The organism is Geodermatophilus africanus (assembly GCF_900107105.1).
GTDB lineage: Bacteria > Actinomycetota > Actinomycetes > Mycobacteriales > Geodermatophilaceae > Geodermatophilus > Geodermatophilus africanus.
Genome location: NZ_FNOT01000005.1, coordinates 303,307 through 327,892 on the forward strand (window position 1 = coordinate 303,307; position 24,586 = coordinate 327,892).

Below are 24,586 nucleotides of genomic sequence, written 5' to 3' on the forward strand. Positions count from 1 at the left end.
TGACACGCCGGGAGGTCCCGGCGAGGGGGTCGACCCAGGTGGACCGGGCGGTGCCGGGCTCCGTACCATGGGAATGCGCCAGAGGTCTGTCAGTGCTGTCCCCGTCGGGATCGGCGCGCGCCGGCTCTCCCCGCTCCCCGCGGTCACCCGGCCGCGGGTCGTCCTGTCCCTACGCACCCCCCGTCCGGAGCACTCGACCACATGACCTCCACCCAGGTCCGTCCTAACAGCACCCCCCAGGTCGCCGTCAACGACATCGGCACCGCCGAGGACTTCCTCGCCGCCATCGACCAGACGATCAAGTACTTCAACGACGGCGACATCGTCGAAGGCGTCATCGTCAAGGTCGACCGGGACGAGGTGCTGCTGGACATCGGCTACAAGACCGAGGGCGTCATCCCCTCGCGCGAGCTGTCCATCAAGCACGACGTCGACCCCAACGAGGTCGTGAGCGTCGGCGACGAGGTGGAAGCCCTCGTCCTCCAGAAGGAGGACAAGGAAGGCCGTTTGATCCTGTCCAAGAAGCGCGCCCAGTACGAGCGCGCCTGGGGCACGATCGAGGCGAAGAAGGAAGCCGACGAGGTCGTCACCGGCACCGTCATCGAGGTCGTCAAGGGTGGCCTCATCCTCGACATCGGCCTGCGCGGGTTCCTCCCCGCCTCGCTGGTCGAGATGCGCCGCGTCCGCGACCTGCAGCCCTACGTGGGCCGCGAGCTCGAGGCGAAGATCATCGAGCTCGACAAGAACCGCAACAACGTCGTCCTCTCCCGCCGGCAGTGGCTGGAGCAGACCCAGTCCGAGGTCCGCAGCGAGTTCCTCAACAAGCTCGCCAAGGGCCAGGTCCGCACCGGCGTCGTCTCCTCCATCGTCAACTTCGGTGCGTTCGTGGACCTGGGCGGCGTCGACGGTCTGGTGCACGTCTCCGAGCTGTCCTGGAAGCACATCGACCACCCGTCCGAGGTCGTCGAGGTCGGCCAGGAGGTCACCGTCGAGGTCCTCGACGTCGACCTGGACCGCGAGCGGGTCTCGCTGTCGCTCAAGGCGACGCAGGAGGACCCGTGGCGCCAGTTCGCCCGGACCCACCAGATCGGCCAGGTCGTGCCCGGCAAGGTCACCAAGCTGGTGCCGTTCGGTGCGTTCGTCCGCGTCGACGAGGGCATCGAGGGTCTGGTGCACATCTCCGAGCTGGCCGAGCGCCACGTCGAGATCCCCGAGCAGGTCGTGCAGGTCGGCGACGAGATCCTGGTCAAGGTCATCGACATCGACCTCGACCGGCGCCGCATCTCGCTGTCCCTCAAGCAGGCCAACGAAGGCGTCATCGGCGACGAGGAGCAGTTCGACCCGGCCGCCTACGGCATGGCCGCCTCGTACGACGACCAGGGCAACTACATCTACCCCGAGGGCTTCGACCCGGAGACCGGCGAGTGGCTCGAGGGCTACGAGGAGGCCCGCGAGACGTGGGAGCGGCAGTACGCCGAGGCCCAGTCCCGCTTCGAGGCGCACCGCAAGCAGATCGCGGCGGCTCGCGAGGCCGACGCCGAGGCCGCGGCCGGCGGCAACTACTCCAGCGGCGAGGTCGAGACCGGGGACACCTCCGCCGGGACCCTCGCCAGTGACGAGGCGCTCGCGGCTCTGCGGGCCAAGCTCGCCGGCGGCGAGTGACCCGCGCTCAGCGCGGCTGAGCAGCACCACCTGAGGCCGAGGCCCGGGACCCCGCGGGGTCCCGGGCCTCGGTCGTCCCTCCCATCCCCGAAGAGGGACGATCGGAGGACCCCTGCCCCCGCCACCCGCAGGCTCGCGGCGGGACCCTGCAGGGCCGGGCGGCCGGGTGGGACGGGGTCCTTGCTCAGAGGCTGAGGATGATCGCGAACGCGGTGCGCGGGCGGCCGCCGGAGTTCGCGAGGAACTGCCAGGTGTGCCGGCCGGCCGGGGCGGTCGCCGACAGCCAGCGGAGGAAGGCGTTGCGCGGACGGGCGGCGTTGCGCTCCAGCCGCTCGCGGACCATGGGCAGGTCCGTGCACCGCACGCCGGTGGGGCGGTCGAGCCGGTGCCGACCGGGGCTGCGTCGGGTGGCGGCGGGGGTCGACGAGGGGGCGGCGTGCGCGGGACGGGACATGGTCGGTTCTGCCTCTCTGGGCGGGGGAGATCGCCGGGGAGAGAGTTGCCCATGGGGCACGTGTGACTGGAGCGACGCGCCGGGCACGACAGGTGGGTGTTACCCGTCCGTGACCGTCTCCCGGGCGCTGGCTACTGTCCGTGCGTGCTGCGGATCGGGCTGACCGGCGGGATCGGATCGGGCAAGAGCACGGTGGCCGGCCTGCTGGCCGCCCGCGGCGCGCGGGTCGTCGACGCCGACCGCATCGCCCGCGAGGTCGTCGAGCCGGGCACGCCGGGCCTGCAGGCCGTCGTTGCGGCGTTCGGGCGGGGCGTGCTGACCCCCGACGGCGCCCTGGACCGCCCGGCCCTCGCCGCCGTGGTGTTCGCCGACCCCGACGCCCGCCGCCGGCTCGACGGGATCGTGCACCCGCTGGTGCGGGCCCGCGCGGCCGAGCTGGTCGCCGCGGCGCCGCCGGACGCGGTGGTGGTGCAGGACGTGCCACTGCTCGTCGAGACCGGCCAGGCCGGCTCGTACGACCTGGTGCTCGTCGTGCAGGCCGACCGGGACACCCGGGTGCGGCGGCTGGTCGGCCGGGGGTTGTCCGAGGAGGACGCCCGGGCCCGGATCGCGGCGCAGGCGACCGACGAGCAGCGCCGCGCGGTGGCCGACGTCGTTCTCGACAACAGCGGGACCGTCGAGGAGCTCGAGGCGCAGGTGGAGCGCTTCTGGGCAGAACGCGTGGCGCCGGCCCTCGACTGACGGGTCGCCGACGGCGGGGGGACACCGGTCCCGGGCGGGCGTCCATCTCCGGGAACGGCGAGAGGCCCGGGTCCGTGGGACCCGGGCCTCTCGCGCCGTGGGCGATACTGGGTTCGAACCAGTGACCTCTACCGTGTCAAGGTAGCGCTCTACCACTGAGCCAATCGCCCGTTCCGGCCGACCGGCCGGTCCGCTCCACCGTTCTCGGCGGGGCCGAGGTGGAGACGGGATTTGAACCCGTGTAGACGGCTTTGCAGGCCGTTGCCTCGCCTCTCGGCCACTCCACCGCACGGGGGCGCCGATCTGACGACCAGCGCCCGAGGTTCCGAGCGGACGACGGGATTCGAACCCGCGACCCTCACCTTGGCAAGGTGATGCTCTACCAACTGAGCCACGTCCGCGTTGCTGTGTGCAGGGAGAACCATACCCGACCCCGGGTGGGGGTTCGCAGGGGGTCTCCCCGGGCTCACCGACCCGTCGGGTCGGCGCCGCCGTTGGACAGCAGGGCGGCGAGCTCACCGTCCACCTCGAGCACGGAGGACTCCTCGCCGAAGGGGACGACGCTCGCGGTCAGCTGGAGGAAGCCGGCGACCGTGCCGCGGGACACCTCGAACAGCGCCTCGCCAGAGGGCGCGCGCAGGTGCAGGAAGAGGACGTCGCCGGACGTGCGGGACGGCCACAGCCGGACGTCGCCCTCGCCCGTGGGCTGACCGAGGCCGGCCTGCAGCAGGTCCCGGCCCACGAGCCAGGAGATGCCGTCCTCCTCGGCGCCGTCGCCGAAGGTGATCCGCACGGCGAACGGGTCGCTCACCTCGTAGCTGAGCAGAGCGGGCACCTCGGTCCACGACTGCGGACCGACCAGGTGCAACGTCGTCGGGCACGTGTACCCGGGCGTGGCGCGGTTGATCATGTCTCGAACAACGACCTTCCCTGACCGAGGTGACGCCCGGCGATCACCGGGCGTGTCGTTCCGCTGTGTGCCCCTTCCGGGCACAGCTGAACCGCGTCGCCCTCCTGTCGCGAAGACCGCGTGTGACGATGGGGCTCGTGAGCAGTCCGGCACGGCGCGTCGGGGACGACCCCGTGGGCGCCGACCTCCTCCTGCGCATGCGCGCGGGCGACCGGGGCGCCGTGGACGAGCTCTACGACCGGTACAGCCGCCCGGCCTTCGCGCTCGCCCGGCGGATCCTCGCCGACGACGTCCTGGCCGAGGACGTCGTGCAGGACGTCTTCCTCAGCGTGTGGCGCGACCCCGGTGCCTTCGACGCCGCCCGGGGCTCCTTCTCCTCCTGGCTGATGGCGATGGTGCACCACAAGGCGGTCGACGCCGTCCGCCGGGAGGAGTCCCACCGCCGCCGGCAGACCCGGGCCGGGGACGACCTCGCCCTGGCGTCCCCGACGTCGTCGCGCGACGTCGAGGACGAGGCGTGGAGCCGGGTGGTGTCCGACCAGGTGCGCGGCGCGCTGAGCGCCCTGCCCGCCCCCCAGCGGGAGGCGCTCACCCTCGCCTACTACGGCGGTTACACACAGCGGGAGGTCGCGGCGTTGACCAGCACGCCGCTGGGCACGGTCAAGACCCGCATGCTCGCCGGGATGCGCCGGCTCCGCGAGGAGCTCGGCGGCGCGGGCGTCGCTCCGGGCGGCGCCCTCGGCGCGTCCGCGCCGGCCGACGGGACGAGCCGGTGACCGTTCCCCAGGACCCGCGGCGCGAGGAGCACGAGACCTTCGACGAGCTCGCCGTCGGCTGGGCGCTGCACGCGCTCGAGCCCGAGGACGAGGAGCTCTTCGCCGCCCACCTGCCCACGTGCCCCCGCTGCCGGCGGACGGTGACCGAGACGACCGACGTCATGGGCGCCCTGGTCGGCGACCTGCCGCCGGTCGACCCCCCGGAGCGGCTGCGCGACCGGCTGCGCGCCGCGGTGGAGGAGACCGAGCAGCTGCCGCGCCCGGCCCGGGGGGACGAGCGGACGCCGCCGGTCCCGCCCGCGGCCACCGACGACCCCGTCCCCGTCTACCGGTTCGAGATCTCGGCCGCGGGCGCGCACCGGGCGCCGGTGCCGGCGGGCGCGGTGGACCCGCGGTCCCCGTGGCGCCGGGTGGTGCCCAACGCCCTCGTGGCGGCCGCGGTCGCGGCGATCCTCGCCCTGGGCACGTGGAACGTGGTGCTCAACTCGGCCCGCGAAGAGGCGCAGGCGGCCGCCACCGAGCAGGCCGAACTGGTCGACGCGCTGCTGGTCCCCGGCCAGGCCACGATCGCGCCGCTGTCGGCCGACGGCGCGACGGTCGCCACCGTCGTCGCCCGCGACGGCGAGCTGCAGGTGGTGTCCCAGGGGCTGGCGCCCAACGACGTCCGCGAGCAGACGTACGTGGTGTGGGGGCTCGGCCCCGGGGCGCCCACCCCGCTGGGCGTCTTCGACGTCACGTCGCCGCAACCGGCGCTCCGGACCGTAGGCTCGGGAACGTCCGGGTCGGACGCCTACACCGGCTACGCGGTGAGCCTCGAGCCCGGCCGCTCGGCTCCGCCGGAGCCCAGTGACGTCGTCGCGTCGGGGGAGGTGCCGAGCTGAACGGTCCGGAGACGGTGGCCTCCTCCGGCACCGGCCAGCCGGTGGCTCCCGTGTCGGCGGCGCGGCGGCCCCGCGCGTCCGAGGAGGGCCACCACCGCAGGCTGCGCGAGCGCGTGGCCGCCACGCACTGGCGCCGGCGGCTGGCCGCCCGCCGTCCGCTCGACCACGGCTACCGGCTGGTCGTCGGCGCTGTCGGGGCACTGGTCGTGACCTTCGGGCTGGTCACCATCCCGCTGCCCGGCCCCGGCTGGCTCACCGTCATCGCCGGGTTGTTCCTGCTGGCCACCGAGTTCACCTGGGCCGAGCGGCTGCTGGACTTCACCCGCCGGCACGTTCGGGCGTGGACCGAGTGGCTGGGCCGGCAACGGGTGTGGGTGCGGGTGGCCGTCGGGCTGGCCACCGCCGCCTTCGTCTACGGCGTCCTGGTGGTCGTGCTGCACGCCATGGGCGTCCCGGACTGGGTGCCGGGGTGGGTGCCGCTCTGGCGCTGAGCGTCTGGCAGAATGACTGCCGCGGGGCGATTGGCTCAGTGGTAGAGCGCTTCGTTCACACCGAAGAGGTCACTGGTTCGAACCCAGTATCGCCCACAGCATGAGAGGCCCGGGTCCGTCGGACCCGGGCCTCCCGCCGTCCAGGGGTCGGGCGGCCCCCACGGCCTGCCTCCGCGCCGGGCTCCGCTCCCCGCTCGCAGAACTCGCTGCGCTGCTCACCCGGCTGTCGTCAGGCGGTCGCCGGCCCGTAGGTCAGGTGGGCCACCCCGTTGCTCAGGTCCTCCACACCCAGCAGCGACAGCTTCTGCGCGGTGCCCTCGGGGAACAGCCGGATGCCGGTGCCGACCGCGACCGGGTAGACGTACAGGTGCAGCTCGTCGACCAGACCGTCGGCCAGCAGTGCCCGCACCAGCGTGGCGCTGCCGCTGGCGTAGAGGTCGCCCTGCTGCTTGAGCTCGCGGATCCGGCCGGCGTCGTAGCCGCCGATCGCGGTGGAGTTGCGCCACACCGACTCGGCGTCGGTGAGGGTCGAGGAGACGACGTACTTCTGGGTGTCGTTGAAGAACGGCGCGCCCGGGTCGTCCTCGACGGTGCGCGTCGACCAGGCCGGCGCGAACATCTCGAAGGTCGTGCGGCCCAGCAGGATGCCCGTGGCCGGGGCGGTGATCGCCCCGATCGAGGCGGCCAGGTCGTCGGGGAAGCCGTAGTCCATCGTCCACATCGGTGCGTCGACGACCCCGTCGACGGTGGTGAACTCGTGCACCCTGATCGCGCCCATCTGTGGTCCTCCGTGTGTGCTGGGGCCCGGCCGCGGAGGTCGTCGCGGGGCCGGGAGTCGGTGTCGTGGGGGAGACCTTGGCCGATCCCGTTTCTCATCGGTGGGCAGCGCGCCGTCCGGGCAGGGTGCCCCGCGACCTCTCCGACCGGGTCCCCGGGCGCAGCCCGCGGCCGACGCCCCGGCACGCGGGCCCGGAGCGGGGGACCATGGGGACGATGTCCCGCCGCCGGCCACCCGCCCCGCCCGTGCCGGTCCGCCCGCGCCAGCCCGGGCGCGCCGAGCGCCTGACCGAGGTGCTCGAGCGGGACGGCGACACCTGCATCTGGTGCGGCCGGGTCCTCGGCGGCCTGGTCCAGCCGACCACGGAGCACGTCGTCCCCCGGCTCAAGGGCGGGCCCTCGTGGCTGGCCAACGAGGTCGCCGCCTGCCGCCGTTGCAACGCTGAGCGCGGTCACCGGGCGCCGGTCGACTGGCTGGAGGAGTGCGAGCGGCGCGGCTGGCAGCCCGACGCCGGCCGGCTCGGCCGGGCGCTGGACGCCCTGCAGGCCGCGATCGACCGCGAGGGCGGCCAGCGGCGGGCGCGGCCCTACCTCGACGCGCAGCTGCGCCGGCTGCGCCGCCGGCGACCGCCCTCGGGGGATGGACGTACGGTCGCCTCGTGACGAGTGCGGGCAGCGTCGTGCAGGTGAGCGTCTACCCGGTGAAGAGCCTCGGTGGGCGGACCGTCGGGGAGGCGCGGGTCGAGCCGGCCGGCCTGGTCGGCGACCGTGCCTGGACCGTCGTCGACGCCGCGACGGGGGAGCGCGTGACGGTCAAGAGCACCCCGGAGATGGCCGGCGTCGTGGCCACCGGGGACGACGAGGCCGACACGATCACGCTCACCGAGGTCCTGGGCCGGCCGGTGCGCCTGCAGCGGTCCGGGGAGCCGCAGGTCGACGCCGCCGCGGTGCACCTGGTCAGCCGCGGGGCGATCGCGCGCGCCGACGCCGGCGACGTCCCCGAGGGGTGCGCGGCCGACGATCCGCGCGCCAACCTGCTGCTCGACCTGCCCGGAGGCGAGGACGAGCGGTCGTGGGTCGGTCGCACCGTGCGCCTCGGCGAGGTGGAGGTCGCCGTCACCCGCACCCCCAAGCACTGCCTCGGCGTCTACGCCGAGGTCCGGCGGCCGGGGACGGTGCGCGTCGGCGACCGCGTCGAGGTGCTGCCCGGCTGAGCCGGCCCGGGCGTCCGGGGGTGACGTGCGCCGCGCACTAGGCTCGGAGGTACCCGATCCTCGACCCCGCAGGAGCCCCCGTGTCAGCCGCGCCCACCCTCGCCGCTCCCGCTTCGATCCGGGTGCCGGCGGGGACGACGGCCCAGGACGCGCTCAAGGCGGCCGGCATCCCGCTCAAGGGCGCCGACGGCGCGGTCGTCGTCCGGGACCTGGCCACCGGCGACCTCAGGGACCTCGCCTGGGCCCCCGAGGCCGACGCCGAGGTCGAGCCGGTGCCCGCCGCCAGCCCCGAGGGTCGCGCGGTCATCCGCCACTCGACCGCGCACGTGCTCGCGCAGGCGGTGCAGGACCTCTTCCCGGGCACCCGGCTGGGCATCGGGCCGCCCGTGGAGAACGGCTTCTACTACGACTTCGACCCCGAGCGGCCCTTCACGCCCGAGGACCTCGCGGCCCTCGAGAAGCGGATGCAGGAGATCGTCAGGGCCGGCCAGTACTTCTCCCGGCGGGAGATCAGCGACGCCGACGCCCAGGCCGAGCTCGCGCACGAGCCGTTCAAGCTCGAGCTGATCGGGCTCAAGGGGCGCGCGGGTGAGGCTGCCGACGGCGCCGACGTCGAGGTCGGCGGCGCGCAGCTGACCATGTACGACAACCGGGACGCGCGCACCGGCGACCTGGTCTGGACCGACCTGTGCCGCGGTCCGCACCTGCCGCGGACCAGCAGCATCCCCGCGTTCAGCCTGACCCGGTCGGCGGCCGCCTACTGGCGGGGCAGCGAGAAGAACCCGCAGCTGCAGCGGATCTACGGCACCGCCTGGGAGAGCAAGGAGGCGCACAAGGCCCACCTGGAGCAGGTGGCCGAGGCCGAGCGGCGCGACCACCGCCGGCTGGGTGCGGAGCTGGACCTGTTCAGCTTCCCCGACGAGATCGGCTCGGGTCTGGCCGTGTTCCACCCCAAGGGCGGCGTCGTCCGGCGGGAGCTGGAGGACTACAGCCGCCGGCGGCACGAGGAGGCCGACTACTCCTTCGTCAACACCCCGCACATCAGCAAGGCGCGGCTGTTCGAGGTCTCCGGTCACCTCGACTGGTACGCCGAGGGCATGTACCCGCCCATGCAGCTCGACGAGGAGCGCGACACCGAGGGCCACGTGCGCCGGCAGGGGCAGGACTACTACCTCAAGCCGATGAACTGCCCCATGCACAACCTGGTGTTCGGGTCCCGCGGCCGGTCCTACCGCGAGCTGCCGCTGCGGCTGTTCGAGTTCGGCACCGTCTACCGGTACGAGAAGTCCGGCGTCGTCCACGGGCTGACCCGCGCCCGCGGCTTCACCCAGGACGACGCGCACATCTACTGCACCCCCGAGCAGATGCCCGGTGAGCTGCGCGGCCTCCTCGACTTCGTCCTCGGGCTGCTGGCCGACTACGGCCTGTCGGACTTCCACCTCGAGCTGTCCACACGGGACCCGGAGAAGTCCGTCGGCACCGACGAGAGCTGGGAGGCCGCCACCGAGGCGCTGCGCCAGGCGGCGCTGGACTCCGGCCTCGAGCTGCTGCCCGACCCGGGCGGCGCGGCGTTCTACGGCCCCAAGATCTCCGTCCAGGCCCGCGACGCCATCGGCCGCAGCTGGCAGATGTCGACGATCCAGGTCGACTTCAACCTGCCCGAGCGCTTCGGCCTGGAGTACACCGCCGCCGACGGCTCGCGGCAGCGCCCGGTGATGCTGCACCGGGCGCTGTTCGGGTCGATGGAGCGCTTCTTCGCCGTCCTCACCGAGCACTACGCCGGGGCGTTCCCCGCGTGGCTGGCGCCGGTGCAGGTGGTCGGCATCCCGGTCACCGACGAGCAGGTCGGCTACCTGCGGGACGTCGCGCTCCAGCTGCGTGCCCGCGGCATCCGGGTGGAGGTCGACGACTCCGACGACCGGATGCAGAAGAAGATCCGCACCGCCAGCAAGCAGAAGGTGCCCTTCGTGCTCATCGCCGGGGCGACCGACGCCGAGGCCGGGGCGGTGTCCTTCCGGTTCCGCGACGGCAGCCAGCACAACGGCGTGCCCGTGGAGAAGGCCGTCCCCGCGATCGCCGAGTGGGTCGCCAGCCGGGCCAACACCGACCCGATCGCCGAGGCCCTGGTGGCCGGATGAGCGGCGAGGTCCCGGAGGCGTACCGGCTCCCCGTCACCGCGGACGAGGGGCCGACCACGGTGTTCCAGCACCTGTGGACGCCGTACCGCATGGCCTACATCCGCGGTGAGGGCAAGCCCACCGGCGCCCACGACTGCCCGTTCTGCCTCATCCCGCAGATGGACGACGAGGAGGGGCTGGTCGTCGCGCGCGGCGAGACCGTCTTCGCCGTCCTCAACCTGTACCCGTACAACGCCGGGCACCTGATGCTGGTGCCCTACCGGCACGTGCCCGACTACACCGACCTCACGCCCGCCGAGGTCGCCGAGCTGGGCGAGTTCACCCAGACGGCCATGCGGGTGGTGCGTGCCGTCTCCGGGGCGCACGGGTTCAACATCGGCATGAACCAGGGCTCGGTCGCCGGCGCGGGGATCGCCGACCACCTGCACCAGCACGCGGTGCCGCGCTGGGGCGGGGACACCAACTTCATGCCGGTCATCGGGCTGACCCGCGTGCTGCCGCAGGTGCTGCGCGAGACGCGGGCGCTGCTGGCCCACCACTGGCCGGACGGCCGGCCGGTGCCGGGGGCCTGAGGTGCTCGGCGTCAACGCCCGCGCCGCGGTGGGCCGGTTCTGGGCACCGGTCGTGGCCCGGCTGGCCCGCGCGGGGGTCACCCCGGACGCGGTCACGCTGCTCGGCACGCTCGGCGCGATCGGCGGCGCGGTCGGGCTGATCGCGACCGGGCAGCTCTTCTGGGGCGCGTTCACCGTGACCGTCTTCGTGCTGCTCGACATGCTCGACGGCGCCCTGGCGCGCGCCCGCGGCGGCGGCTCGGTGTTCGGCGCGGTCCTGGACTCCACCGGCGACCGCGCCGCCGACGCGGCCATCTTCGGCGCGCTGGTCTGGTGGTTCTCCGGGGCCGGGGACAACCGGCTCATCGTGCTGCTGGCGCTGCTGTGCCTGGTCCTCGGGATGCTGACCTCCTACGTCAAGGCCCGCGCCGAGGGCATGGGGCTGCGCTGCGACGTCGGCGTCGTCGAGCGCACCGAGCGGCTGATCCTCGTGCTGGTCGGTACCGGGTTCCTGGGCCTGGGCATCCCGTACGCGCTGCACGTGGCGCTGTGGGTGCTCACCGTGGGCAGCGCGGTCACCGTCGCGCAGCGGTTCGCCGAGGTCCACCGGCAGGCCCGCGGTCGGGCCCTGCCCACCCCGCCCCCGCCCGCCCCGCCCGCCCAGGGCGTGGTGCCGTGACCGACGCGCCCGGGGCCGACGCCGCGGCGGCGCGGTCGGCGGGGACGGGGTCGCGGGAGACGGCTGCCGGGCTCCGGCTGGTGTCCGGGCAGCCGGGGCTGCGGGCCCGCGCCACGGCACAGCTGACCGACCTCGGCTACGCCGCTGGCTGGCGCGCGGTCCGGGCGTTGCCCGAGCCGGTGGCGCGGGGCGCCTTCGACGCGGCCGGCCGCTGGGCCGCCGCGCGGGAGGGCCGCGGGGTGCGGCAGCTGCGCGCCAACCTCCGGGTCGCGACCGGCGGCCGGCTGGACGAGGCCGCGCTCGACGAGCTGACCACGCGGGGGATGCGCTCCTACGCCCGCTACTGGCAGGAGGCGTTCCGGCTGCCCCGGCTGTCCCGGGAGCGGATCGTGGCCGACACCGTGAGCTCCGGTGTCGAGCACATGGAGCGGGCCCGGGCCGACGGCCGCGGCGTGGTCTTCGCGCTGCCGCACAGCGGCAACTGGGACGCCGCCGGCGTGTGGCTGGTGGACTTCCTGGGCGGGCCCTTCATGACGGTGGCCGAGCGGCTGCGGCCGGAGTCGCTGTACCGGCGGTTCCTGGCGTTCCGGGAGACGCTGGGCATGCGCGTCGTCCCGCTCACCGGAGGGCCGCGGTCGAGCTCGGCGGTGCTGGGCGAGTGGCTGGACGGCGGCGGCTGGGTCTGCCTGCTGGTCGACCGCGACCTGGGTGCGGGCGGTGTCCCGGTGGACTTCTTCGGCCGGCGGGCGACCATGCCGGGTGGGCCCGCCCTGCTGGCGGCCCGGACCGGCGCCGCGCTGCACCCCGCGATCTGCCGGTTCACCGACCGCGGCTGGGCCTTCGACGTCCGGCCCGAGGTGCCGGTCCACGGACCCGGCCGGCTCCGCGACCGGGTGCCCGCCGCGATGCAGGGCGTGGCCGGCGCGTTCACCGCCGGCATCGCCGAGCGTCCCGAGGACTGGCACGTGCCCGGCCGGATCTGGGCGGACGTCCCACCCGACCCGCCGCGGGACGCCTGATGCGCATCGGCCTGGTCTGCCCCTACCAGTGGGACGTCCCCGGCGGCGTGCAGTACCACGTGCGCGACCTGGCCGAGACGCTGCGCGGGCTGGGCCACCACGTCGAGGTGCTCGCCCCCGCCGAGCGCGAGGAGTCGCTGCCCGACGCGCACGCGACGTGGGCCGGGCGTGCCGTGCCCGTCCCGTACAACGGCTCGATGGCCAGCGTGCAGTTCGGCCCGGTCAGTGCCACCCGGGTGCGCCGCTGGCTGCGCGAGGGGCACTTCGACGTCGTCCACGTGCACGACCCCGTGCCGCCGTCGGTCGGCCTGCTGGTCTGCATGATGGCGGAGGGCCCGATCGTGGCCACCTTCCACGCCGCCACGACCCGGTCCAAGACCCTGGCCGCGTTCGGCCCGCTCGTGCGGCCCTGGTTGGAGAAGATTTCCGGGCGGATCGCGGTGTCGGACTTCGCCCGCCGCGTGCAGGTCGAGCACCTCGGCGGCGACGCAGTGATCATTCCCAACGGCGTGCACGTCCGCGCGTTCGCTGCGGGGCCCTCGCTCCCGGGCCGCAGCCGCGGCGTCGACGGGCCGACCATCGGCTTCCTCGGCCGCTACGACGAGCCGCGCAAGGGGCTGCCGGTGCTGCTCGAGGCCATGCCCACCGTCGTCCGCCGGCACCCCGGCGCGCAGCTGCTCATCGCCGGCCGCGGCGACCCCGACGCCGTCCGGGAGCTGCTCGGCGAGGACCTCGCGCCGCACGTGTCGCTGCTCGGCGAGCTCAGCGAGGCGGAGAAGGGGGCCTTCCTGCGGTCGGTCGACGTGTACTGCGCGCCGAACCTGCTGGGGGAGTCCTTCGGCATCGTGCTCATCGAGGCCCTCGCCGCCGGGGCGCCGGTCGTCGCCAGCGACCTCGACGCCTTCGCCGCGGTGCTCGAGGACGGCGCCGCCGGCGTCCTGGTCCGCCGCGGCGACGCCCGCGAGCTCGCCCGTGCCCTCTCCGACCTGCTGGCCGACCCCCCGCGCCGCGCGCGGCTGGCCGCGACCGGCCGCCGGGTGGCCGCGGAGTACGACTGGTCGGTGGTGGCCCGCCGGGTGCTCGCCGTCTACGAGACCGTCGTGCTGCCGGGCAGCGGCGAGGTGACCGCGTCCGACGACGACGACGAGCGGCTGGCCGGCCTCGCCACCGGCCCGGGTGACCCGCCGTCCTGGTCGGCCCTGCGGCGGTGGGTGCAGCGCTAGCCTGACCCGTCGTGACCCCCGACGTCTGGCTGCTGCTCACCGCCGCCGTCGTCGTCCTGCTGCTGGCCGCCTGGGTGGCGTGGACGCTCACCCGGCTGCGCCGCCTGGAGGCCCGGGTCGGGCGGGCCTGGACAGCCCTGGACACCCAGTTGACGCGGCGCGCGGCCCTCGCCGCCGAGCTCGCCCGCGAGCACGCCGGCGCGGTGGGGGAGGAGCGGGCCGCCCGGCTGGCGGCGTGCGCCCGGGAGGTCCGCGCGCCGCGGTCCGGCGACCGCGAGCACGCGGAGAACGCGCTCGGCCGCGAGCTGCGCGAGCTGCCCGCCGACCTGCCCGGCGTGCCGGCCGCACTGCGGGCCGACCTCGACGGGACGGCGACCCGGATCGGCCTGGCCCGCCGCTTCTACAACGACGCCGTCCGGGACACCGCCGCGCTGCGCACCCGCCGGCTGCCCAGCCTGCTGCGGCTGCACGCGTCCCGGCCGGTGCCCCGGTTCTTCGACATCGAGGACGACCTGCGCGAGGTCACCGGCAGCGCCGCCGGGGGCGGCCGGGCGCGCCCGTAGCATCAGGGGCGACCCTCCCGACGTCCGAGACCGAGGCAGTCCCGTGGCAGAGCACAGCGCGACCCCCCTCAGCACCACCGGCACCAGCACCACCGGGACCATGGCCGTCAAGCGCGGCATGGCCGAGCAGCTCAAGGGGGGCGTCATCATGGACGTCGTCACCCCGGAGCAGGCCCGCGTCGCCGAGGACGCCGGCGCGGTCGCCGTCATGGCTCTCGAGCGGGTGCCCGCCGACATCCGCGCCCAGGGCGGCATCGCGCGGATGAGCGACCCCGACATGATCGACGGGATCATCGAGGCGGTCTCGATCCCGGTGATGGCCAAGGCCCGCATCGGCCACTTCGTCGAGGCGCAGGTGCTGCAGAGCCTCGGGGTCGACTACATCGACGAGTCCGAGGTGCTCACCCCGGCCGACGAGGCGCACCACATCGCCAAGAGCGCGTTCACCGTGCCGTTCGTCTGCGGCGCCACCGACCTGGGCGAGGCGCTGCGGCGGATCGCCGAGGGCGCGGCGATGATCCGCTCCAAGGGCGAGGCCGGGACCGGCAACGTCGTCGAGGCCACCCGCCACATGCGGGCCATCCGCGCCGGGATCCGCCGGCTGGGCACGCTCGACGAGACCGAGCTGTTCGTCGCCGCCAAGGAGCTGCGCGCCCCGTACGACCTGGTCGCCGAGGTGGCCCGGCTGGGGAAGCTGCCGGTCGTGCTCTTCACCGCCGGCGGCATCGCCACCCCCGCGGACGCCGCGATGATGATGCAGCTGGGTGCCGAGGGCGTGTTCGTCGGCTCGGGCATCTTCAAGTCCGGCGACCCGGCGCAGCGCGCCGCGGCGATCGTGCAGGCGACCACCTTCCACGACGACCCCGACGTGATCGCCAAGGTCTCCCGCGGGCTCGGCGAGCCGATGGTCGGCATCAACGTCGCCACCCTGCCGGAGAGCGAGCGGTACGCCACCCGCGGCTGGTGAGTCCGTGACGGCGCAGCGGGACGAGGTCGATCGCGTCGCCGCACGCCCGTCGCGGGAGACCGCCGGCGGACGGCGGATCGGCGGCCTCGACGTCGCCCGCGGCCTCGCCGTCCTGGGGATGTTCGGCGCGCACCTGGGCGACACCGGCCAGCTGGGCTGGGACCCGGCCACCTGGCGGGCACTGGTCGACGGCCGGTCGTCGATCCTCTTCGCCACGCTGGCCGGGGTCTCCATCGCGCTGATCTCGGGCGGTCGCACCCCGTACGCCGGCCGCGAGCTGGCCCGGGCGCGCACCCGCGTGCTGGTCCGCGCGGCGTGGGTCTTCGCGATCGGCGGCGTCCTGGAGCTGCTCGACACCTTCGTCGCGGTGATCCTCGGCGTCTACGCGGTGCTCTTCGTCCTGGCGCTGCCCTTCCTGCGCTGGCCGCCCGCGCGGCTGCTGCTCGCCGCCGGCGTCGTCGCCCTGGCCGCGCCGCCGCTCACCCTCGCGGTCGGGCAGTACGCCACGGCGCGCGACGAGGAGGGCGGCGCCTTCGCCTTCCTGCTGGTCACCGGCTACTACCCGGCCGCGGTCTGGCTGGCGTTCGTGCTGGTCGGGCTCGCGGTCGGCCGGCTGGACCTGGGAGCGGCCCGGGTGCGGGCGGGCCTGCTCGCCGGCGGGACCGGCGCCGCGGTGCTGGGCTACCTCGGCGGCTGGCTGAGCACCCGGCAGCTGGCGCCGGGGCAGGACCTGGACGGGATTGAGGCCGGCTTCGGTGCCTCCGGCGACTGGGACGCGGTCTGGTTCGCGGGCGCGCAGCCGCACACGTCGACGACGTTCGAGGTGGTCGGCTCCGGCGGGGTCGCGGTCGCCGTGATCGGGGCGTGCCTGGTGGTCGCCGACCTGCTGCCCCGGCTGACGTACCCGCTGGCCTCGGTGGGCGCCCTGGCGCTGTCGGTCTACACCGCGCAGCTGGTGGCCATCCGGCTGTTGGAGGTCGACTCCTCCGACGACTGGGGCACCTGGGTGCGCTTCACGCTCACCGCCCTGCTGCTGGCGTCGGTGTGGCGCTGGCGGCTGGGCCGGGGACCGCTGGAGCGGCTGCTGACCTGGAGTTCGCAGCGGGCGGCCGGGCCGTAGCCTGGTACCTCGTGTCCCGGACCCCCGTCGTCGGTGTGCTGGCCCTGCAGGGCGACGTCCGGGAGCACCTCGCGACGCTGCGGGAGCTGGGCGCCGAGGCGGTGACGGTCCGCCGTCCCGAGGAGCTGGCCGCGGTCGACGCGCTCGTCGTCCCCGGTGGGGAGTCGACCACCATGGCCAGGCTGACCGCCCGGTTCGGCCTGCTCGAGCCGCTGCGCGCGGCGGTGGCCGCGGGCCTGCCGGTCTACGGTTCCTGCGCCGGGATGATCGTGCTGGCCGACCGGCTGCTGGACGCCCCGCCGGACCAGGTCACCGTCGGCGGGCTGGACGTGACCGTGCGCCGCAACGCCTTCGGCCGGCAGGTGGACTCCTTCGAGTCGCGGGTCGAGGTCGACGGCGTGGCCGGCGGCCCGGTGCACGCCGTCTTCATCCGGGCACCGTGGGTGGAGCAGGCGGGGGAGGGGGTGCAGGTCCTCGGCCGGGTCGTGGGCGGACCGGCCGACGGTAGGATCGTCGCGGTCCGCCAGGGAAACCTGGTGGCCACCAGCTTTCACCCCGAACTGACCGGGGACCGCCGGGTGCACGCGCTGTTCGTCGACATCGTCCGCCGTCACCTGGCCGAGCAGGCCGGCGTGGACGCCGGGAACGGGAGGGGCACTTCGTGAGCGAGCCTGCGAGCTCAGCGGCGAGCACGGCAGCGGGGCCGCGAACGCGGCCGACGAGCGCCAGCGAGGAGGACTCGTGAGCGAGCTCGCGAGCTCACCGGCGAGCACGGCAGCGGGGCCGCGAACGCGGCCGACGAGCGCCAGCGAGGAGGACTCGTGAGCGACCACTCCAAGTGGGCGACGACGAAGCACAAGAAGGCCGGGATCGACGCCAAGCGCGGCAAGCTCTTCGCCAAGCTGATCAAGAACATCGAGGTCGCGGCCCGCACCGGCGGCGGTGACCCGGCAGGCAACCCGACGCTGTTCGACGCCATCCAGAAGGCGAAGAAGAGCTCGGTGCCCAACGACAACATCGACCGCGCGGTCAAGCGGGGTGCCGGTCTCGAGGCCGGCGGCGTCGACTACCAGACGATCACCTACGAGGGCTACGCGGCCGGCGGCGTCGCCGTCCTCGTCGAGTGCCTGACCGACAACAAGAACCGCTCGGCCATGGAGGTCCGCACGGCGATGACCCGCAACGGCGGGTCGATGGCCGACCCCGGCTCGGTCTCCTACCTGTTCTCCCGAAAGGGCGTCATCGTGGTGCCGAAGTCCGACGGCGTCGACGAGGACACCGTGCTCATGGCCGTGCTCGACGCCGGCGCCGAGGAGGTGCGCGACCTGGGCGACGGCTTCGAGGTCGTGTGCGAGCCGACGGACCTGGTCGCCGTGCGCACCGCCCTGCAGGACGCCGGCATCGACTACGACTCCGCCGACGCCGGCTTCGTGCCCAGCGTCTCGGTCGAGCTCGACGAGGAGACCGCGGGCAAGGTGTTCCGGCTCATCGATGCGCTCGAGGACTGCGACGACGTGCAGAACGTCTACGCCAACTACGACGTCTCCGACGAGGTGCTCGAGAAGATCGGGTGAAGGACCACCCTTCCCCCACGCCTCGCGAGCTCGGCGCGGGTCTCTGAACGGTGGCCGTTCCAGCGACTCACCGGGCTCGCGGCGGGCCCCTGCAAGGGGGCTGTCCCATCACGTCAGCTGGCGCGGGCGTGTCGTGCCCGGCTGTCGTCCCGGGCGGTTAGCGTGGGTCGAACACCAGTTCGGCTGACATCAGGAGGCGCCTCCATGCGGGTGCTGGGCATCGACCCGGGCCTCACCCGGTGCGGGTGGGGAGTGGTCGACGGGCGCCCCGGCGCGCGGCCGGTCGCCGTCGGCGTGGGGGTCGTGCGCACCGCCGCGGAGCTCGACCTGGAGCTGCGGCTGCTCGAGCTGCACACCGCCGTCACCGCGCTGCTGCGGGAGCACCGGCCCGACGTCGTCGCGATCGAGCGGGTCTTCACCCAGAACAACAAGGGCACCGCCACGGGGACGGCGCAGGCCGCGGGCGTGGCGGCGCTGGCCGCGGCGCAGGCCGACCGGCCGGTCGCCTGGCACACGCCCAGCGAGGTCAAGGCCGCCATCTCCGGCAGCGGCCGCGCGGACAAGGAGCAGGTCACCCTCATGGTCACCCGGGTGCTGGGGCTCACGGCGGCCCCCAAGCCGGCCGACGCCGCCGACGCGCTGGCGCTGGCGGTCTGCCACGCCTGGCGCGGGCCGGCGCAGCAGCGGCTCAGGGTGGCCGCCCTGGCCGGCGGGATCGGCGCCCCGGTGGTGCAGCGGACGCTGCCGCGCTGGCAGGGGTTGTCGAAGTGATCGCGTCGGTCGACGGCCGGGTCGCCGCGGTGTCCCCCGACGGCGCGGTGGTCGAGGTCGGCGGCATCGGCCTGGCGGTGCAGTGCACGCCGGGCACCATCGCCCGGCTGCAGGTGGGGGAGAGCGCCCGGCTGGCGACCAGCCTGGTGGTCCGCGAGGACTCGCTCACCCTCTACGGCTTCGCCGACGACGACGAGCGCCAGCTGTTCGAGCTGCTGCAGACGGCCAACGGCGTGGGGCCGCGGCTGGCGCAGGCGGTGCTGGCCATCCACCCGCCTCGCGAGGTGCGCCGCGCGGTGTCGATGGCCGACGTCAAGGCGCTCATGCAAGTGCCGGGCATCGGCAAGAAGGGCGCCGAGCGGCTGATCCTCGAGTTGCGCGACCGGCTCGGTGCGACCACGACCGACACCCAGCTCGACGGCGTGGTGGCGCCCGCCGGCCTGCCGGGCGTGACCCCCGTCGCGCCGTGGCGTGACCAGTTGACCTCGGCCCTGGTGGGCCTGGGCTGGACGGCCAAGGAGGCCGACGCGGCGATCGTCCAGCTCGCCCCGCTGGCCGACGAGCAGGTCACCGCCTCGGGCTCGGTCGAGGTCGCCGTCCTGCTGCGCCAGGCGCTGCGCATGCTGGGGCGGTCGTGAGCGGCTCCGTGACCGTGCCGGCCCCGTCGGCCGCGAGTGACCAGGTGACGCGGTGAGCGGCCCCTTCGACCGCGGGCTGTCCGCCGAGCCCGCGGAGGGCCTCGCCCGCGACGTCCCGGTGTCGGCGGGGGCCGGTGACGAGGAGCGGGTCGTCGAGTCGGCGCTGCGGCCGCACTCGCTGACCGACTTCATCGGCCAGCCCAAGGTGGCCCGCCAGCTGGAGCTCGTCCTCGAGGGCGCCAAGCGGCGCGGCCGCCCGCCGGACCACGTGCTGCTCTCCGGCCCGCCCGGGCTGGGCAAGACCAGCCTCGCCCTGATCATCGGTTCCGAGCTGGGGACGGCGGTGAAGATCACCAGCGGCCCGGCGATCGAGCGCTCCGGCGACCTGGCCGCGATGCTGTCCAACCTCGCGCCCGGCGACGTGCTGTTCATCGACGAGATCCACCGGATCGCCCGGCCGGCCGAGGAACTGCTCTACATGGCGATGGAGGACTTCCGGGTCGACGTCGTCGTCGGCAAGGGGCCCGGGGCCACCGCCATCCCGCTGGAGATCAACCCGTTCACGCTGGTCGGCGCGACCACCCGCGCCGGCCTGCTCACCGGGCCGCTGCGCGACCGGTTCGGCTTCGTCGGCCAGATGGAGTTCTACGAGCCGGCCGAGCTCGAGCGCGTGCTGGCCCGCAGTGCCGCGCTGCTGGGCGTCGAGCTCACCGCGGACGGCTCGGCCGAGATCGCCGGCCGGTCCCGGGGCACCCCGCGCATCGCCAACCGGCTGCTGCGCCGGGTCCGCGACTACGCCGAGGTCCGCGCCGACGGGCGGGTGACCCGCGCGGTCGCCGAGGCCGCGCTCGCCCTCTACGACGTCGACCACCTCGGCCTGGACCGGCTCGACCGCGCCGTCCTGGAGGCGCTGGTGATGCGCTTCGGTGGGGGGCCGGTCGGCGTCGCGACGATGGCCGTGGCGGTGGGGGAGGAGCCGCACACCGTGGAGGAGGTGTGCGAGCCGTTCCTCGTCCGCGCCGGCCTGCTCGCCCGCACCCCGCGCGGCCGGGTGGCCACCGAGGCGGCCTGGCAGCACCTCGGTCAGCCGCTGCCGCGCGGTGGCGTCCCCCTCGGTCGGGTCACAGCCGACCCACAGGCCCCGGGGTCGTCGTCAGAGACGCTGTTCGACGCATAGACTGCGGAGCGCTGGCGCGCAACTCGTCCGGCGTCGCCCGCGCGCGCTCCGCACGGTCGCCCGGATACCCCGCGCCGCAGCCGACGCACCCGAGCGGCCCCGTCCCGGGCCGCACCCACCGCGGCCGGTACGCCGCGGTAGAGAGGCACATCTGTCGTGGAGTTGTTCCCGCTCGTCATCCTCGTGCTGGCCTTCGTGCTGCTCATCGTCGTGCCGGCGCGGCAGCGCAAGAAGATCCAGGAGCAGCAGCGGGCACTGCAGGAGTCGCTGACCCCGGGCATCCCCGTCCTGACGACGGCGGGCCTGCACGGCACCGTCGCCGCGCTCGGTGAGGGGACCGTCGACCTGGAGATCGCCCCCGGCGTGGTCGTCACCTTCGCCCGGCAGGCGGTCCTCGAGATCCGCAGGCCGGCGGTGGCCGGCCCGGCCGCCGACGGCACGGTCCTGCCCGGGGACGACGCGGACGGCGGCCCGGCCGACCGCACCCGCTGACCCGGAGGCGCACCGTGGCCCAACGCACGCTCCCGGCGCGCCGGTACTTCGGCGTCTTCCTGCTCGTCGTCGCCGTCCTGTACGGCCTGGTCTTCCTCACCGGCGACACGCGCACCCCGCAGCTCGGCCTCGACCTGCGCGGCGGGACGACGGTGACCCTCACCGCCGCCACGCCCGACGGCCAGGCCCCCGACCCGACCGAGCTCGAGCTGGCCCGCCAGATCATCGAGCAGCGGGTCAACGGCCTCGGCGTCGCCGAGGCCGAGGTGGTGACCGAGGGCGACTCGAACATCGTCATCTCCGTTCCCGGGGACGACGGCGAGCAGGCGCGCGAGCTGGGCCAGACCGCGCAGCTGCGGTTCCGCCCGGTCGTCCAGGGCCCGGAGCCGGCCGCCCCGGCGGCCGCGGAGACCCCGGCCCCGGGGGAGCCCGCGGCACCCGGCGACCCCGCCGCGCCGAGCGACCCGGCCGCGCCCACCGGAGCCGCGCCGACCGACCCCACGGCGCCCACCGACGGCGCCGCGCCGAGCGACCCGGCCGCGCCGTCCGACGGCGCCGTCGCCGACCCCTCGCTGCCCGAGCCCGGCGCCCCGCCGGTGACGCAGGAGGCGGCCGCGGCGGAGTACGCCACGCTGACCTGCGACCCCGAGGACACCACCCCCGAGATCGACCTGCCCGAGAGCTTCGTCGCCGCGTGCACCGAGGACGGCTCGGCCAAGTACCTGCTCGGCCCGGCGATCATCGAGGGCACCCAGGTCGCCGACGCGAGCGCCGGCACGCAGCAGGCCACCGGCGAGTGGGTCGTGCTGCTGGACTTCGAGAGCGACGCCGAGTCCACCTGGGCGGCCTACACCGCGGCCAACGTCGGCAACAACGTGGCCTTCACCCTGGACGGGCGGGTCATCTCCGCGCCCACCATCCAGGGCGCGATCACGAGCAACCCGACGACGATCACCGGCTCCTTCGACCAGGAGAGCGCCGAGGAGCTGGCCAACCAGCTGCGCTACGGCGCGCTGCCGCTGACCTTCACGCAGGCCACCGCGCAGTCGATCTCGACGGAGCTGGGCGCCGAGCAGCTGGAGGCCGGCCTGATCGCCGGTGCCATCGGCATCGCGCTGGTCTTCGTCTACGCGCTGCTCTACTACCGCCTGCTCGGCCTGGTGATGATCGCGAGCCTGCTGCTGTCGGCGGTCGTCGTCTACGCCGTCCTGGTTGTGCTCGGCCGCCAGATCGGCTTCACGCTCAGCCTCGCCGGCATCGCCGGGTTCATCGTGTCGCTGGGCATCACCGCGGACTCGTTCGTCGTCTACTTCGAGCGCCTCAAGGACGAGATCCGCGAGGGCCGCACGCTGCGCTCGGCGGTGCCGCGGGCATGGGTCCGGGCCCGCCGCACGATCCTGTCGGCCGACGCGGTCAGCTTCCTCGCCGCCGCGATCCTCTACGTGCTGGCGATCGGCGACGTGAAGGGTTTCGCGTTCACCCTCGGCATGTCCACGGTGCTCGACCTGGTCGTCGTCTTCCTCTTCACCCACCCGCTGATGGCGGTGCTGGCCCGGTACAAGGTGTTCGGCAGCAGCCGCTTCTCCGGCCTGGGCCGCCACCTCGACCGCGCGCGCGTGACGCCGGAACGCCGTCCCTCCGCCGACCGCGAGCTCGTCGGAGCCGGCACCGGCCGCACCGCGCAGGACAGGAGCGACGCATGACCGGCCGCGACCCCCGACCGGACGCCGACGAGCTGCCGGTCGGCACCGACGCGGACGAGGCGGCGGCCGCGCGCACCGCGACCGCCGACGCCACCGCGGCCGCCGACGAGACCGCGCTGGCCGACGCGGGCCTGCCCCGGGAGGGCGAGACCGGCCCCCGGCCCGCGCGCCGCCGCGGCTCGCTGTCGCACCGGCTCTACAACGGCGAGGCCGGGCTGGACGTCGTCGGCCGCAGCCGGCTGATCTACCAGATCACCGCCGTCGTGGTGCTGCTGTGCATCGCCGCGATGGTCGTCCGGGGCTTCAACTTCGGCATCGACTTCGCCGGCGGCAACAGCCTGCGGCTGCCGGGCAGCACCGAGCAGCTCGCGCAGGTGGAGCAGGCCGCGGAGGACGCCGGTGCCGAGGTGGCCTCGGCGCAGGTCGTGGGTGGCGACACCCTGCTGCTGCGCACCGGCGCGCTGGACAACGAGACCGAGCGCGCGGTCGTGGACGCCGTCGCTGCGGCGGCCGGGGTGACCCCGGCCCAGGTCAGCCCCGAGGCGGTGAGCGCCGAGTGGGGGCAGGACATCACCAACCAGGCGCTGGTCGCGCTGGCCGTGTTCCTGGTCGCCGTCATCGCCTTCCTGGCGGTGCGCTTCCAGCCGAAGATGGCGGTCGGCGCGATCGCGGCGCTGCTGCACGACATCGTGGTGACCGCCGGCGTCTACGCGCTGGTCGGCTTCGAGGTCACCCCGTCCACGGTCATCGGGTTCCTCACCATCCTGGGCTTCTCGCTGTACGACACCGTCGTGGTGTTCGACAAGGTCGACGAGAACGTCAAGGACCTGGACAAGTCGGCGCGGATGACCTGGGGCGAGGCGGCCAACCTGGCGGTCAACCAGACGCTGATGCGCTCGATCAACACCTCGGTGATCGCGCTGCTGCCGGTGGCCGGCCTGCTGTTCGTGGGTGCCGGGCTGCTCGGCGTCGGGACGCTCAAGGACCTCGCGCTGGTGCTGTTCGTCGGCCTGGCCGCGGGTGCCTACTCGTCGATCTTCCTCGCCACCCCGATCGTCGCCGACCTCAAGGAGCGCGAGCCGGGGGTGCAGGCGCTGCGCCGCCGTGTGCTGGCCCGCCGGTCGTCCCAGGCGCGCCAGGGCGCCGACCGCGCCACCGGGGCCGGCCCGGTCGCCAGCGCCCGCCGTGCCGGCGGCGCCGCCCGCCGGCCGGCGGGGGTCGCTCTCGCCGAGCGCGAGGAGGACCTGGGCCCGGCCCGGGCCGACCTGGTGGTCGAGTCGCCGGAATCCGTGCGTCCCGACGCGGGGCGGGCGCCGCAGCCCGCCCGCAGCGGCGCGACCGCCGCGCCGCGGCCCGGTGCCCGGCCCCAGCAGCCGGGCACCCGCCGCTCCGGCGGGCGGAAGCGCCGGTGAGCGCCGACGCGCCGGCGGACAGCACCCCGCTCGACGAGCTGATCGCCTCGCACGCCGTCGAGATCCCGGACTTCCCCGAGCCGGGGGTCGTCTTCCGCGACCTGACACCGGTCTTCGCCGACGGGCCGGCCTTCCGCCGCACGGTCGAGGGGCTGGCCGCGCCGTCCCTCGGCGACCCCCGCGCGGCCGCCCTGGCTCCGTCGGGTACCGGGGGCACCGGCTACGACGTCGTGGTCGGCGTCGAGGCGCGCGGTTTCCTGCTCGCCGCGGCGGTGGCGCTGGACGCCGGCGTCGGCGTGGTGCCGGTGCGCAAGGCCGGCAAGCTGCCGCGCGAGCGACTGTCGGCCGACTACACCCTCGAGTACGGCACCGCGACCCTCGAGGTGCACACCGACTCGATCACGCCCGGGCAGCGGGTGCTCCTCGTCGACGACGTCCTGGCCACCGGCGGCACGCTGGCCGCCAGCGTCCAGCTGGTCGAGGCCCTCGGCGGGGTCGTCGTCGCGGTGTCGGTGGTGATCGAGCTGGTCGACCTCGGCGGCCGCCAGCGGCTGGCTCCCCATGCCGTGCACGCCCTCTGGACCACCTGAGAGGAAGCCGACCCTCCGGGTGGGGTCGCGGGCCGGGCCTGCGCGTCTAGCATGGGGAGGGCC

The 24,586-nt window shown here is 74.8% G+C and carries 27 protein-coding genes and 4 tRNA genes; 25 read left to right on the forward strand and 6 right to left on the reverse strand.

Annotated elements, in window-relative coordinates:
• Positions 1–201 precede the first annotated feature (201 nt).
• Entirely contained in the window at positions 202–1,662 is a 1,461-nt protein-coding gene (gene rpsA / locus BLW63_RS11585; RefSeq protein ID WP_091155685.1) for a 30S ribosomal protein S1, read from the forward strand.
• A gap of 184 nt (positions 1,663–1,846) precedes the next feature.
• Here rpsA and BLW63_RS11590 read toward each other — a convergent pair whose 3' ends face one another.
• On the reverse strand, positions 1,847–2,116 hold the full coding sequence (locus BLW63_RS11590) for a hypothetical protein (protein ID WP_091155689.1): 270 nt from the start codon (positions 2,114–2,116) through the stop codon (positions 1,847–1,849).
• 144 nt (positions 2,117–2,260) lie between these two features.
• On the opposite strand from BLW63_RS11590, the gene coaE reads away from it, so the two are divergent.
• A complete protein-coding gene (gene coaE, locus BLW63_RS11595; protein WP_091155692.1) occupies positions 2,261–2,857 on the forward strand; it encodes a dephospho-CoA kinase in 597 nt (198 codons plus the stop codon).
• A gap of 98 nt (positions 2,858–2,955) precedes the next feature.
• Here the strand turns inward: coaE and BLW63_RS11600 are convergent.
• The 4 genes from BLW63_RS11600 to BLW63_RS11615 form a co-directional block, all read right to left on the reverse strand.
• Positions 2,956–3,027, reverse strand: a tRNA-Val gene (locus tag BLW63_RS11600).
• A 46-nt stretch (positions 3,028–3,073) separates the two neighbouring features.
• A tRNA-Cys gene (locus BLW63_RS11605) sits at positions 3,074–3,144 on the reverse strand.
• A gap of 41 nt (positions 3,145–3,185) precedes the next feature.
• Positions 3,186–3,258, reverse strand: a tRNA-Gly gene (locus BLW63_RS11610).
• A gap of 65 nt (positions 3,259–3,323) precedes the next feature.
• On the reverse strand, positions 3,324–3,767 hold the full coding sequence (locus BLW63_RS11615) for an SsgA family sporulation/cell division regulator (RefSeq protein ID WP_091155696.1): 444 nt from the start codon (positions 3,765–3,767) through the stop codon (positions 3,324–3,326).
• Positions 3,768–3,895: 128 nt separating this feature from the next.
• On the opposite strand from BLW63_RS11615, the gene BLW63_RS11620 reads away from it, so the two are divergent.
• The 4 genes from BLW63_RS11620 to BLW63_RS11635 all read left to right on the forward strand — a co-directional run bounded on the left by BLW63_RS11620 (position 3,896) and on the right by BLW63_RS11635 (position 6,011).
• Positions 3,896–4,543, forward strand: coding sequence for a sigma-70 family RNA polymerase sigma factor (locus BLW63_RS11620; protein ID WP_091156239.1), 648 nt, complete (start codon positions 3,896–3,898; stop codon positions 4,541–4,543).
• Positions 4,540–5,424, forward strand: a complete 885-nt coding sequence (locus BLW63_RS11625) for an anti-sigma factor domain-containing protein (RefSeq protein WP_091155700.1) — start codon at positions 4,540–4,542, stop codon at positions 5,422–5,424. Before BLW63_RS11620 ends, BLW63_RS11625 begins: the two co-directional genes overlap by 4 nt.
• A gap of 41 nt (positions 5,425–5,465) precedes the next feature.
• On the forward strand, positions 5,466–5,915 hold the full coding sequence (locus BLW63_RS11630) for a TIGR02611 family protein (RefSeq protein ID WP_244522515.1): 450 nt from the start codon (positions 5,466–5,468) through the stop codon (positions 5,913–5,915).
• A gap of 24 nt (positions 5,916–5,939) precedes the next feature.
• A tRNA-Val gene (locus BLW63_RS11635) sits at positions 5,940–6,011 on the forward strand.
• Between the two features lie 133 nt (positions 6,012–6,144).
• Here the strand turns inward: BLW63_RS11635 and BLW63_RS11640 are convergent.
• Positions 6,145–6,693 carry a dihydrofolate reductase family protein gene (locus BLW63_RS11640; RefSeq protein WP_091155707.1) on the reverse strand — a complete coding sequence of 183 codons (549 nt, stop codon included), beginning with the start codon at positions 6,691–6,693 and terminating at the stop codon, positions 6,145–6,147.
• A 215-nt stretch (positions 6,694–6,908) separates the two neighbouring features.
• Between BLW63_RS11640 and BLW63_RS11645 the strand changes: the two genes are divergently transcribed.
• From BLW63_RS11645 to BLW63_RS11735, 19 genes are all read left to right on the forward strand, one after another.
• Positions 6,909–7,355 carry an HNH endonuclease gene (locus BLW63_RS11645; RefSeq protein ID WP_244522516.1) on the forward strand — a complete coding sequence of 149 codons (447 nt, stop codon included), beginning with the start codon at positions 6,909–6,911 and terminating at the stop codon, positions 7,353–7,355.
• Positions 7,352–7,906 (forward strand): MOSC N-terminal beta barrel domain-containing protein, encoded by a 555-nt coding sequence (locus BLW63_RS11650; RefSeq protein WP_091155713.1) that lies wholly within the window; start codon positions 7,352–7,354, stop codon positions 7,904–7,906. The genes BLW63_RS11645 and BLW63_RS11650 overlap by 4 nt, the downstream gene beginning before the upstream one ends.
• Positions 7,907–7,986: 80 nt before the next feature.
• Positions 7,987–10,044: a threonine--tRNA ligase gene (gene thrS, locus BLW63_RS11655; protein WP_091155716.1), complete on the forward strand. Its 2,058-nt coding sequence runs from the start codon at positions 7,987–7,989 to the stop codon at positions 10,042–10,044.
• The gene (locus BLW63_RS11660; RefSeq protein WP_170856738.1) at positions 10,041–10,616 is read left to right on the forward strand and encodes an HIT family protein; all 576 of its coding nucleotides are present in this window, start codon (positions 10,041–10,043) and stop codon (positions 10,614–10,616) included. The genes thrS and BLW63_RS11660 overlap by 4 nt, the downstream gene beginning before the upstream one ends.
• A gap of 1 nt (position 10,617) precedes the next feature.
• Positions 10,618–11,274 carry a phosphatidylinositol phosphate synthase gene (gene pgsA, locus BLW63_RS11665; protein WP_091155720.1) on the forward strand — a complete coding sequence of 219 codons (657 nt, stop codon included), beginning with the start codon at positions 10,618–10,620 and terminating at the stop codon, positions 11,272–11,274.
• Positions 11,271–12,293 (forward strand): phosphatidylinositol mannoside acyltransferase, encoded by a 1,023-nt coding sequence (locus BLW63_RS11670; protein ID WP_244522517.1) that lies wholly within the window; start codon positions 11,271–11,273, stop codon positions 12,291–12,293. Before pgsA ends, BLW63_RS11670 begins: the two co-directional genes overlap by 4 nt.
• Positions 12,293–13,516 carry a glycosyltransferase family 4 protein gene (locus BLW63_RS11675; protein ID WP_091155722.1) on the forward strand — a complete coding sequence of 408 codons (1,224 nt, stop codon included), beginning with the start codon at positions 12,293–12,295 and terminating at the stop codon, positions 13,514–13,516. The genes BLW63_RS11670 and BLW63_RS11675 overlap by 1 nt, the downstream gene beginning before the upstream one ends.
• Before the next feature lie 11 nt (positions 13,517–13,527).
• A complete protein-coding gene (locus BLW63_RS11680; RefSeq protein WP_091155726.1) occupies positions 13,528–14,079 on the forward strand; it encodes a LemA family protein in 552 nt (183 codons plus the stop codon).
• Positions 14,080–14,122: 43 nt separating this feature from the next.
• Entirely contained in the window at positions 14,123–15,046 is a 924-nt protein-coding gene (pdxS, locus tag BLW63_RS11685) for a pyridoxal 5'-phosphate synthase lyase subunit PdxS (RefSeq protein WP_170856739.1), read from the forward strand.
• Positions 15,047–15,050: 4 nt separating this feature from the next.
• Entirely contained in the window at positions 15,051–16,166 is a 1,116-nt protein-coding gene (locus tag BLW63_RS11690) for a heparan-alpha-glucosaminide N-acetyltransferase domain-containing protein (RefSeq protein WP_211517088.1), read from the forward strand.
• An 11-nt stretch (positions 16,167–16,177) separates the two neighbouring features.
• A complete protein-coding gene (gene pdxT / locus BLW63_RS11695) occupies positions 16,178–16,831 on the forward strand; it encodes a pyridoxal 5'-phosphate synthase glutaminase subunit PdxT (RefSeq protein ID WP_091156253.1) in 654 nt (217 codons plus the stop codon).
• A gap of 156 nt (positions 16,832–16,987) precedes the next feature.
• Positions 16,988–17,740 (forward strand): YebC/PmpR family DNA-binding transcriptional regulator, encoded by a 753-nt coding sequence (locus BLW63_RS11700; RefSeq protein WP_091155733.1) that lies wholly within the window; start codon positions 16,988–16,990, stop codon positions 17,738–17,740.
• 204 nt (positions 17,741–17,944) lie between these two features.
• Positions 17,945–18,511 carry a crossover junction endodeoxyribonuclease RuvC gene (gene ruvC / locus BLW63_RS11705; RefSeq protein ID WP_091155735.1) on the forward strand — a complete coding sequence of 189 codons (567 nt, stop codon included), beginning with the start codon at positions 17,945–17,947 and terminating at the stop codon, positions 18,509–18,511.
• Positions 18,508–19,149 (forward strand): Holliday junction branch migration protein RuvA, encoded by a 642-nt coding sequence (ruvA, locus tag BLW63_RS11710; protein WP_091155738.1) that lies wholly within the window; start codon positions 18,508–18,510, stop codon positions 19,147–19,149. The genes ruvC and ruvA overlap by 4 nt, the downstream gene beginning before the upstream one ends.
• A 52-nt stretch (positions 19,150–19,201) precedes the next feature.
• On the forward strand, positions 19,202–20,326 hold the full coding sequence (gene ruvB / locus BLW63_RS11715) for a Holliday junction branch migration DNA helicase RuvB (RefSeq protein WP_342028707.1): 1,125 nt from the start codon (positions 19,202–19,204) through the stop codon (positions 20,324–20,326).
• A gap of 156 nt (positions 20,327–20,482) precedes the next feature.
• Positions 20,483–20,818: a preprotein translocase subunit YajC gene (gene yajC / locus BLW63_RS11720; protein WP_091155741.1), complete on the forward strand. Its 336-nt coding sequence runs from the start codon at positions 20,483–20,485 to the stop codon at positions 20,816–20,818.
• Positions 20,819–20,832: 14 nt separating this feature from the next.
• Positions 20,833–22,521 carry a protein translocase subunit SecD gene (gene secD, locus BLW63_RS11725; protein ID WP_091155744.1) on the forward strand — a complete coding sequence of 563 codons (1,689 nt, stop codon included), beginning with the start codon at positions 20,833–20,835 and terminating at the stop codon, positions 22,519–22,521.
• Positions 22,518–23,933 carry a protein translocase subunit SecF gene (gene secF / locus BLW63_RS11730; RefSeq protein ID WP_091155746.1) on the forward strand — a complete coding sequence of 472 codons (1,416 nt, stop codon included), beginning with the start codon at positions 22,518–22,520 and terminating at the stop codon, positions 23,931–23,933. The genes secD and secF overlap by 4 nt, the downstream gene beginning before the upstream one ends.
• Complete coding sequence (locus BLW63_RS11735; protein ID WP_091155750.1) at positions 23,930–24,523, forward strand: adenine phosphoribosyltransferase; 594 nt, start codon at positions 23,930–23,932, stop codon at positions 24,521–24,523. Before secF ends, BLW63_RS11735 begins: the two co-directional genes overlap by 4 nt.
• Positions 24,524–24,586 lie beyond the last annotated feature (63 nt).